Annotated in this window: 10 protein-coding genes and 1 pseudogene; 4 read left to right on the forward strand and 7 right to left on the reverse strand. The window is 59.1% G+C overall.

Annotation, left to right across the window (positions count from 1 at the left end; all coding sequences use genetic code 11):
• Positions 1-84: 84 nt before the first annotated feature.
• Both WB528_RS27380 and WB528_RS27385 read left to right on the forward strand, forming a co-directional pair.
• On the forward strand, positions 85-912 hold the full coding sequence (locus WB528_RS27380; RefSeq protein WP_423892471.1) for a sterol desaturase family protein: 828 nt from the start codon (positions 85-87) through the stop codon (positions 910-912).
• Between the two features lie 705 nt (positions 913-1,617).
• Positions 1,618-2,682 (forward strand): sensor histidine kinase, encoded by a 1,065-nt coding sequence (locus tag WB528_RS27385; protein ID WP_423892472.1) that lies wholly within the window; start codon positions 1,618-1,620, stop codon positions 2,680-2,682.
• A gap of 820 nt (positions 2,683-3,502) precedes the next feature.
• Here the strand turns inward: WB528_RS27385 and WB528_RS27390 are convergent.
• From WB528_RS27390 to WB528_RS27415, 6 genes are all read right to left on the reverse strand, one after another.
• Entirely contained in the window at positions 3,503-3,763 is a 261-nt protein-coding gene (locus WB528_RS27390; RefSeq protein ID WP_423892473.1) for a DUF1488 domain-containing protein, read from the reverse strand.
• 459 nt (positions 3,764-4,222) lie between these two features.
• Complete coding sequence (locus WB528_RS27395; RefSeq protein WP_423892474.1) at positions 4,223-4,543, reverse strand: phasin family protein; 321 nt, start codon at positions 4,541-4,543, stop codon at positions 4,223-4,225.
• 116 nt (positions 4,544-4,659) lie between these two features.
• Positions 4,660-4,959, reverse strand: coding sequence for a hypothetical protein (locus tag WB528_RS27400; protein WP_423892475.1), 300 nt, complete (start codon positions 4,957-4,959; stop codon positions 4,660-4,662).
• Between the two features lie 149 nt (positions 4,960-5,108).
• Positions 5,109-5,351, reverse strand: coding sequence for a hypothetical protein (locus WB528_RS27405; RefSeq protein WP_423892476.1), 243 nt, complete (start codon positions 5,349-5,351; stop codon positions 5,109-5,111).
• Positions 5,352-5,364: 13 nt separating this feature from the next.
• The gene (locus WB528_RS27410) at positions 5,365-5,949 is read right to left on the reverse strand and encodes a hypothetical protein (protein WP_423892477.1); all 585 of its coding nucleotides are present in this window, start codon (positions 5,947-5,949) and stop codon (positions 5,365-5,367) included.
• A 288-nt stretch (positions 5,950-6,237) separates the two neighbouring features.
• A complete protein-coding gene (locus tag WB528_RS27415; protein WP_423892478.1) occupies positions 6,238-6,876 on the reverse strand; it encodes a TetR/AcrR family transcriptional regulator in 639 nt (212 codons plus the stop codon).
• A gap of 172 nt (positions 6,877-7,048) precedes the next feature.
• Between WB528_RS27415 and WB528_RS27420 the strand changes: the two genes are divergently transcribed.
• Positions 7,049-8,335, forward strand: a complete 1,287-nt coding sequence (locus tag WB528_RS27420) for an HlyD family secretion protein (RefSeq protein WP_423892479.1) — start codon at positions 7,049-7,051, stop codon at positions 8,333-8,335.
• A gap of 22 nt (positions 8,336-8,357) precedes the next feature.
• On the forward strand, positions 8,358-9,938 hold the full coding sequence (locus WB528_RS27425; RefSeq protein WP_423892480.1) for a DHA2 family efflux MFS transporter permease subunit: 1,581 nt from the start codon (positions 8,358-8,360) through the stop codon (positions 9,936-9,938).
• Between the two features lie 32 nt (positions 9,939-9,970).
• On the opposite strand, the pseudogene WB528_RS27430 reads toward WB528_RS27425, so the two are convergent.
• Positions 9,971-10,099, reverse strand: a pseudogene (locus tag WB528_RS27430) (sulfite exporter TauE/SafE family protein); the annotation flags it as partial.

A 10,099-nucleotide genomic window follows, 5' to 3' on the forward strand; every position in this document is an offset into this window, starting at 1 on the left:
GCGAGAGTACCAAGCCCCTTCCATTCCAAAAAGGTACGCAGGACAGGCGCCGTCTGTCCTTCCACACCTTCGCGGAGCCCTCCCATGCAGCCTCTTTCCGATGCGCTCGCCAGCTTCTGGCAAATCTGGTCCCCCATGCTGATCCTCGACGTCGGCCGTTACCTCGTCGCGGCCTGCGGATTGGCGCTGATCCTGAAATTGTTCTGGAACGCCGGCCTGAGCCGACGCAAGATTCAGGCACGGTGGGCCTCGAGGTCAGACGTTCGCCGCGAGATCGTGACCTCGCTGCGGACCGGGGTGATCTTCTCGCTGAATGGCGCGGCCATCGTGTACGGCGCCATGAATGGCATCTTCACGATCTATACCGATTTCGACAAGGCCGGCGTCGGTTATCTCGTCCTCAGCGTCGTCGCGATCATCGTCGCCCACGATGCGTATTTTTACTGGACGCATCGACTGATGCATTTGCCGCGCCTCTATCCCTATTTCCACCGCACCCATCATCGCTCGGTGGCACCGACGCCGTTTGCGGCCTATGCCTTCGACATTCCCGAGGCGTTTCTGATGGCGGCGTTCACGCCGCTATGGCTGTTGTTCGTTCCGATGCATGGGCTGGGGCTATTCCTGTTCATGGCCTTCATGATTGTACGCAATGTCATGGGCCATGCCGGCGTCGAACTGATGCCGCGCGCGCTCGCCGACAGCCGCTGGTTCGGATGGATCAACGCGACCACGCACCACGATCTCCATCACGCGACCTTTCATCACAATTACGGTCTCTACTTCACCTGGTGGGACCGGATGATGGGGACCGAGCACCCGCGCTATCGCGAACAATTGCGCGGCAGGCCTGCCGACGGCGCGGCCGTCGCCGCCGATAGCGCGGCTCGCTCTGCTGCCGTTGCGAGCTAATCCAGTCAGAATCGCAGGATGGGTTGAGCAATTCGCGAAACCCATCACTTCAAAGCCAGCCGATGGGTATCGCTTCGCTCTACCCATCCTCACCCAACTGCGCAACTCTCCTCGCGATGACGGTGGTTGCCCCCCAATCGTCATTGCGAGCGCCAGCGAGGCAATCCAGTTCGGCTCACATAAAGATTCTGAATTGCTTCGCGGCGGTGTCTGTCGTCGGGCGCGCATTCGCCCGACCCGTTTGGCTCCGCGCCATCGGGGCGATCATGCAACCAATTTGAGCGAGAGGTCCCCGAGCATGAAGAGAACCTGCACTGTCTTAAGTTGCCGTCTCAAGTGTTCTCGTCAGGACAGCAAAGAAAACGGCCCCGGCGAGCATGCCGGAGAGCCGTCAACTTGAGCCGTTGAATAGCTGAGGCGACTTTAAATCAAATCCCACCGTTACAAATCGGCTTTCCGACAGACGTTCCTGCGAAACCAGTTTCTATATTTCGGGCCAGAACTGAAACCGACGCTCCTGGAGATTGTAGCCGCTGGGCATGGATGCCCAACCTGCCTGCCTCGTCCGGCCGAGCGGTCAATATTGCTCACTAATAAGCCGGTCCCGCGGCGGACCTGAAGTGATGCGAGGCCGTTGATCTCACGATCTCCCGCCGCCTTCGGATTATCACTGCGCGATTTGACAATCGCGCGGAAAGGTCATGCGTGTTTAGAAAGCGTTTCAGCGAGGTCGAAGACGCGTGCGCGCTGGCACAGGCGATAGTGGACACCATTCGTGAACCTCTGGTCGTCCTCGACAAAGACCTCCGCGTCGTCGCCGCAAGCCGGTCGTTCTATGTCAAGTTCTCGGTCGATCCCGGCGACACACAGGGAAAACGCTTTTACGAATTGGGCGACCGCGAGTGGGACATTCCAAAGCTCCGATTGCTGCTGGAAAAAATAATACCCAATCAAAGCCCGATGGACGAATACGAAGTTGAGCATGACTTTCCCCGCATCGGACGGCGGGTGATGCTGTTGAAAGCCTGCATCGTTCGATATGAGAAAGCACACACCAACATCCTGCTGGGCATCGAGGATATTACGGTTCAACGCAATCTGGAACGCGATAAGGATGACCTGTTGCGCCAGAAGGACGTGCTGCTCGACGAACTCCGCCACCGGGTCGCCAATAGTCTGCAAATCATCGCCAGTATCATCATGATGAAGGCAAGATCGGTGGAGTCGGAGGAAACGCGACGTCATCTGCACGACGCGCATATCAGGGTCATTTCGGTTGCGGCCGTGCAGGAGCATCTTCACGCTTCGGCGGGCATCGGCTCCATGGAAATGCAACCCTACCTTACCAAGCTTTGTGAAGCGCTCGCCCACTCGATGATCGGCGAGGATCAGGAAGTTTCGCTGAGGGTGATCGGTCAGGGCGGCAGGGCAACTTGTCGCGACGCCGAGAGCCTCGGATTAATCGTGACCGAGCTTGTGATAAACTCGTTGAAACACGCTTTTAAAGCAAAAACAAAAGACGGACAGATATCCGTCTCCTATGAAGTTTCCGGGACAGACTGGAAACTTTCGGTGGTTGATAACGGGATCGGAAAACCTGATGGCGTCTTTGCCCAGCCCAAATCCGGGCTTGGCACCGGCATTGTCAAGGCGCTTGCCAAGCAACTGGATTCCCAGGTCGTTACTCTGAGTGGACCGGAAGGAACGGCCGTCTCGATTACTCATGCGACCTTTGCAGGCGGTGAGGGGAAGACCCAACCGGCGGCGTAGCGGCACTTGCGTTCAAATGATGATGGCCAGTCGGCCACAGAAATCGCGTTTTCGCGGGAGGAGCGGCCCCGGCGCGTGCGCGGCTTCGCGCCGGGGCCATCAGGGGAGCGCGGCTTCAGGGGGCTGGATCAGCGGCACGCTCGATTATTAGCGCAGCACATCCGATCCTTCCCCGCTGTTCAATATTGCTCAGTTCCGCAGAACGGCCCCGGCCCAGGTTTCAGTCTTCTGACAAAACCTTCCCCTCAAGAATCGTTCGATCAAGAACTCGCCGACAAAGGCACCGGGCAGCACGAAACCAGTCCCCGAACTAAGGCCCGCCTCAGTTGCCCCAATTCGTTAATTTTTTCGTGAACTGTTTATGAAGTGAGCAAAATTGAACACGGGCGGAGGTTCGTTCCGCGGCAAGCTGACTCCATCACCGTCCTGTAACGGCGCATCTACCCGGTGACTGGGAGTGTTGTACTTCCGCCTGAGTCAAGGCGAGCATCATGTCCTTTCATTTCCGACCGCGATGTCCAATCTGCCAATCGGCAACAACACTGGCGGGAGTTACGTCCGGTCGCCTGGGATTTCATATCCGGACCTTCGAGTGCCCACACTGCAGCGACATCCATCAGATTGTCGCCGAACTGGCCGACCCCATCAAATCCCGAAAAGCACAAGGCTGGCTTCGAGGCGAATTGCGAGCGCCAACCTAAGGCCGCCTCAGCTGGCGGCCTATTTCATTGCAGGCGGGACCTGAGATGTCGCCTTGGCGGTACTTGGCAGCGGTCATCGCCGTCCAATATATTTTAACGCGGCTCAAGTCCCGGGTGTTTCAAAAATTAGCGGCAACAAGATCATAAGAGCCCCTGCTTCCGCGAACATAGATCCCGGCCGCGGCGGCACATATCAAATCACGATTACGATCGAACGCGTTCAAAAAGCCCAACTCGTCGGCGCACGAATTCGGTTGAATCCGCCTCAATGCGTCTTCGCTGATAAAAAATGACGCTTCTATTGCGCTGTCGTGTCCCCAAAATCGAACGGCGCGCCGCGTCTGGTCGTATGACCGGCTGTGGTTTGGAAACTCAATCACGAGATTGATGACGTCGTCGCGGGTCCACGACGGTTCTGACCGGCACTGGAATTAGCGAGCCGTCCTGGTTGATGGCGGATTGCAACGTTCGTTTTGTCGCAACGGCGACCTGGCCACCCATGCGCCTTAACGACTTGATGCGTTCGGCCCACTGCCGTTCAATGCGACGATGGAAGCTCAACGGATATATCGCGCTCACTAGGTCAACCTCGCTGACAGGCTCTTCGGCCGGGATCGTATGTCTCCATTACATGGGTAGTAATTTCGCTTTTGCGAGCCGTTGACGAGGCTACAATCGCAGCAGGGCGGTGAACCGTGCCGGCGGCCCAAACTTTCGCCGCCGCTGGCCAATATTGCCCGGTTTCTGGAGTAAGCGGCGCGAAAAGCCCGACATGGAGCGGGAACATTCAAAAACGCCCTGCGATGAGCAGGGCATTTTTGTCATCGCGGAGGTAGGTCTTACTGACCTGTCGGGGTCGCCTTCGCAACAAAACCAACGAATGGTTTGCAGGATTGCTTGCCAAGATCGACGTACATCGCGGCAATCTTCTGCGACTCGCTCACGAATGTCTCGTAAGCTGTCTTCGCGAATTCAGTTTGAATTTCAATCGCCTTCTCGAACGATTTCGCGCCTGACATCTTCTCAACATAGGACTTTGTTTCGTCAAACGACTTCTTCGTATAGTCGCCATAAGCAGTGGCAATCGCCTGGAAGCCGCTCGGGAAGGTGCTGGCCAACGCCTGCGGAATATTCGTGCCGCCCTGGTTTTCATTCGACATTTTTTCGGATCCTTCTGGTTTGTCTAACTGGGGAATCAATACCGCGCGCTCCCGATGGTTCAGTTCCCGCTTGTTCGTTGGTCGGTGATTGTATGTTCATAAGATGATATCGGAACTCACGCGCGTGCGTCCGCAACCAAAACATCAAACTGGCTCGATAAGGACGGAACGGGCTGGCCGTCATATGATGGCGTCAAATGCGCATTGCTGCTTTTGTCTCGGAACGGGCGCCGGCTCTGAGCCGTTGTCATGATGTTCCCATGAAAGGAAACAACATGACGAACCAAAACCAACCCGGCCAGAATCAAGCGCCGGGTCAGAAGCGCGGCCAGCAACAAGGCGGCGGTCCTAAACCGGGCCAGCAGAGCCAGGCGCCGGGCAAGGATGATGGAAATCCCAAAGAGCAGCTCGACCAAACGAGCGACACCGATACGTAACTAAAAAACGGCCCGCGAAGCGGGCCGTTTCTTTGTGCCATTGCGCGAGGCATGCCTTGCCGAATCCAAAGTCGATCACGAACGACTTGCCGGCACCCGGCTTTTCCAGTCGCGTTCAGTAAAAATCGCTACGATAGCCGCTTGGCATTTGCAGCGACGTGTTCTCGATAGCGATCGATTACGCTGCTCGCGGTGCCGCCAGCCAAAAGGCTTGCACTGGCCTCGAACATCGCCTGCACCTTTTCCGTCACCATCAAATTCGCCTCGTCATGCGAGCCACTGCCGCCCGACATGATCTTCATCATTCGAAGACCAATGACGTTGCCTGACTCAAATGCCAAGAACATGGTCGAATAGAAGGGACCAAACATCGCGCCGCCTCTCTCAACAGCGAAATGCTGTAACGACCAAATGTTTGGTACGATAAAAAGGTTCACGCGGGTAGTTTAGTTTGTGACCAATTCGTCTGAACCAAGTGAGCTGTTTTGACCATACGATCGGCAAATTCATTCTGCTGCGTGCTTTGGACGAAACGCCGCTCAGGCGAGAACGCCAACCAACGAAGCAATTGCTCGTCACTTGACACGAATTTGCGCGCGGCGACTGATTTGCCCGTCGCGTTAATTCGCCGCAGACGTTTTCGCTTGTGACGTCGGGCAAATCACGGGCATTTTTTCGCGCATCTTCCGCCCGCATGAGGGGCGTATCGCGATCGTCACGGAACGTTGGACGGAAGATGCGGTGGACGCGACGGCGCACGAGACGAATGCGCGTGTCGCGGACGGCGAAGTCGTGGCGTCCTGATACCCCGACGCTGGTATCAAGTCTGTGGTGATCGCCGCAGGCGACGGAGGCAATAAAGCCCGGCTCTCCGGGGAGACTACGAAGTAAACCGTTAAAACCATTCGCGCAGGGAATGCCGATTGTTGCGGCCAACCTGTGGTGACTACGCTCGTATGCTTTTTTCATTCGCATACGAGGCCGCGGGTGCGGCTGACGCGCCCGGCATTCCCTGCTCCCTCTGTTTTCGGAGGGACGATTGTTACGTGATGACTCGGGGGCGATCAGCTTCGCGGGAAGGGAGAAGTGTGTCTCGCTGTCATCGCCCGGCTTGACCGGGCGATCCAGTATTCCAGAGACACTCGTTAGAGATTGAGACGCCACGGCGTATTGGATGCCGCGCTGGAGCCTGTCATCGGGCGGCGCTTTGCGCCGACCCGGTGGCGGGGCATGACGATGGAAACGAAGATGATGTCCTTACTTTTTCGTCCCATAAGCCGCCAAAAACATCCGCGTGGCGCTGCCAACCACTTCCTCGAAGCGCTCGGGCGAGGGCGCCGGTGCGGCCTGAAAAATAAACGGCTGGAACAGCGAGGCCTGGCACAGTTGCAGAAATTGCGAGGAGGCGAGCCGGTAATCGCCGATCGTGACATCGCCAAGACGCGCGCGCGCTTCAAGATAGTCGGCGAGCCGGCCGATCGTGACGGCGATGACATTTTCATAGAAGCGCCGGCCGACATCGGGCATCCGCTCGGCGATCGCCATCACGGTGCGGATCGCCGAGCCGCCGCCGGGCCGGCACAGCACCTGGATATAGGCCTGGCCGAAGTCCATCAGCGTCGTGGTGACGTCGCGCTCCGGATCGAAGTTGAAGGCGAGCTTGCCCTGCTCGAGGCTTTCTTCCTCGACGATGGCCTCGAACAGCCGGTTCTTGTCGGCAAAGTAGACATAAAGCGTGCCCTTGGAGACGCCGGCAGCGCGGGCGATCTCGCCCATGCTGGCGCCGTCAAAGCCCAGGTCCAGGAAGACCTTGCGGGCGCCGTCGATGATTTGCCGGCGCTTGGAGGAGTCGGCGTCACCGACCAGACGGAGAGAGGATGGGTGTTCTGCAACCATTGGTTTAGCTTCTCGACGGATTTGGCAGCCCGAAAACAACCAGGAAGGGTATCCCTCGTATATTATCCGGACAAGATATATATTGACCGAACCGTTCGGTCAATGATAATTTGAAGTTAGCTGAGGCGGTTTCGGCCTCTATTTCTGTCGAATTTTGTAATGGGAGGCCATGATGGCCGCAGCGAGAGATCAGGCCGCGCGGATTTTGCGCACTGGGCAGGACGCGGCAGGTGGCGAGGCCACCGCCGAGATCGCCGATTCGATTCGCGCCCATCTTTCCGATGACACCACGCGCCGGACCCTCGAGGCGCCGGATCGGTCCGTGGCCGCCAAGCCGGTCGTGCCGGAGGCTGCCGCGCCGGAGGCGAAAGCCGGAAAGCGCAAAATGGTTTTCTTCGGCGCGGTCGCGTTGCTCGCGCTCGCGGCGGCGTCTTATGGCGCGCATTGGTTTTTGATCGGACGGTTCCATGTTTCGACCGACGATGCCTATGTGCGCGCCAACAATACCACGCTGGGCGCGCGGGTGTCCGGGCACATTGCGGCGATCCTCCCGCAGGACAATGCGACGGTGCATGCCGGCGAAGTGATCTTTGAGATCGACGACGGCGATTACCGGATTGCGGTCGATGCCGCGCGCACCAGGATCCAGACCCAGCAGGCGACGATCGACCGGCTCGGCCGGCAGGTCGTTGCGCAGGAGAGCGCGGCCGAGCAGTCCAAGGCGCAACTCGCCTCCGCGCAAGCCGGCTTGAAGCGGATGAACCTCGATTATGACCGGCAGCAGCAATTGACCGAAAAGGGTTACGCCACCCACGCCACCTTCGAGCAGTCCGAGGCCGGACGCGACCAGGGCTTGGCTGGAGTGAAGGCCGCGCAGGCGGCCTATGACGCCGCGCGCGACAATGTCGAGGTGGCGAAGGCGCAGCAGGCCGAAGCGCGCGCCCAGCTCATGGAATTGCAGACCACGCTTGCGAAAGCCGAACGCGATCTCGCTTTCACCGCGGTGCGCGCCCCGGTCGACGGCACCTTCTCCAACCGCATGGTCAATAGCGGCGACTTCATTGCCGTCGGCCAGCGGCTCGGCAATGTGGTGCCGCTCGACGACGTCTTCATCGACGCCAATTTCAAGGAAACGCAGTTGAAGCGGATCAGGCCCGGGCAGCCGGTGACGATCTCGGTCGACGCCTACGGCCATCGCAAGTTTGCCGGCACCGTCGACAGCATTTCGCCGGCGGCGGGCTCCGTGTTCACGCTGCTGCCGCCGGACAACGCGACCGGCAACTTCACCAAGATCGTGCAGCGACTGCCGGTCCGCGTTCGCGTGCCGAAGGACGTGGCGCGGCAGAATCTGTTGCGCGCGGGCATGTCGGTCTATGCCACGGTGGATACCACCAAGGGCGCCGCGGATGCGGACAGCGATGCCGACCTCGACGCGCCCGGCATGGTTCATCCGCAGTAGATCGCAAACAGACTATCCGAACATGGCGAACGCCACGACTGCCGACCCGGCGATGATGGAAGCGACACCAACCGAGCGGATCGAACCGCGGCGGCTGGTGGCGTTTCTGATCATGGTGTTCGGGATGTTCATGTCGATCCTGGACATCCAGGTCGTCTCGGCCTCGCTCACCGACATCCAGGCCGGCCTCTCGGCGAGTTCGACCGAAGTGTCGTGGGTGCAGACCGCCTATCTGATCGCCGAGGTGATCGCGATACCCTTGTCAGGCTTTCTGTCGCGCGCACTCGGCACGCGGCTGTTGTTTGCGATTTCCGCCGCCGGCTTCACGGTGTCGAGTTTCCTCTGCGGCTTCGCCTCTTCGATCGAGCAGATGATCGTGTGGCGCGCGATCCAGGGCTTTCTCGGCGCGGGCATGATCCCGACCGTGTTTGCTTCCGCCTATACGGTTTTCCCGCGCTCGAAATTCTACATCGTCGGTCCGATCATCGGCCTGGTCGCGACGCTGGCGCCGACGATCGGTCCGACCGTCGGCGGCATCATCACCGACCTGATGTCCTGGCACTGGCTGTTCTTCATCAATGTCGTGCCCGGCATCATCATCACCGTCGGCGTGCTGGCGCTCGTTGACTTCGACAAGCCGAATTTCGCCCTGCTCGACCATTTCGACTGGTTCGGCCTGATCGCGATGGCGGGATTTCTCGGCGCGCTGGAATATGTGCTCGAGGAAGGACCGCAATATGAGTGGCTGCAGGATACGTCGGTGGCGACCTGCGCCGCGATCAGCGCCATTTCCGCGATCGCCTTCTTCTATCGCGTACTCACGGCGAAAGAACCGATCGTCGATATCACCGCCTTTACCGACCGCAATTTTGCCGTCGGCTGCATGATTTCGTTCTGCTCCGGCATCGGCCTTTACGGCCTGACCTACATCTACCCGCGTTACCTTTCCGAAGTGCGCGGCTACAGCGCGCTGATGATCGGCGAAACCATGTTCGTTTCTGGCGCCACGATGTTTTTGATGGCGCCGATCGTCGGGCGACTGACGCAGAAGCTCGATATGCGGCTGATCATCGCCTTTGGACTCGTCGTCTTCGCGCTTGGCTCCTGGGAGATGACGTCGATCACCCGCGACTATGATTTCAACGAACTGCTGCTGCCGCAAATCCTGCGCGGCGTCGGGATGATGTGCGTGATCGTTCCGACCAACACGATTTCGCTCGGCACGCTGGCCGCCGATCGCGTCAAGAACGCCTCGGGCCTGTTCAACCTGACGCGTAATCTCGGTGGCGCGGTCGGGTTGGCGCTCATCAACCAGGTGCTGAACGAACGCACCGACCTGCATATCTCCAGGCTTCAGGATCGCGTCAACTGGGGCAACATGGCGGCGACCGAGACGCTCAACGATTTCACCCAGCGCCTGCAAGGCATGGGCGATGCGGCGTTGATGGCGCTGAAGCAGTTGTCGCAGATCGTTCACCGCCAGGCGGTGGTGATGGGTTATGGCGACGCGTTCTTCATGCTGGCGGTATTCTATTTCGGTCTCAGCATCAGCGTCATGCTCTTGAACAAGCCGACCACCGGCGCCCCGGTCGAGGCGCATTGAGGCAAGCCAGATTTGACGCCGCGCGGCGTCAGCTAACCGATGCTGCTCCAGACCAGCGTGATGCCGGACAGAAACAACAGGCCGAGCACCACGTCGCGGAAATTGCCGTCGCTCAGCACGTGATAGGCGCGCGCGCCCAACCACGCGCCGCCGATCGTCGC

The organism is Bradyrhizobium sp., assembly GCF_049586575.1.
Lineage (GTDB): Bacteria > Pseudomonadota > Alphaproteobacteria > Rhizobiales > Xanthobacteraceae > Bradyrhizobium.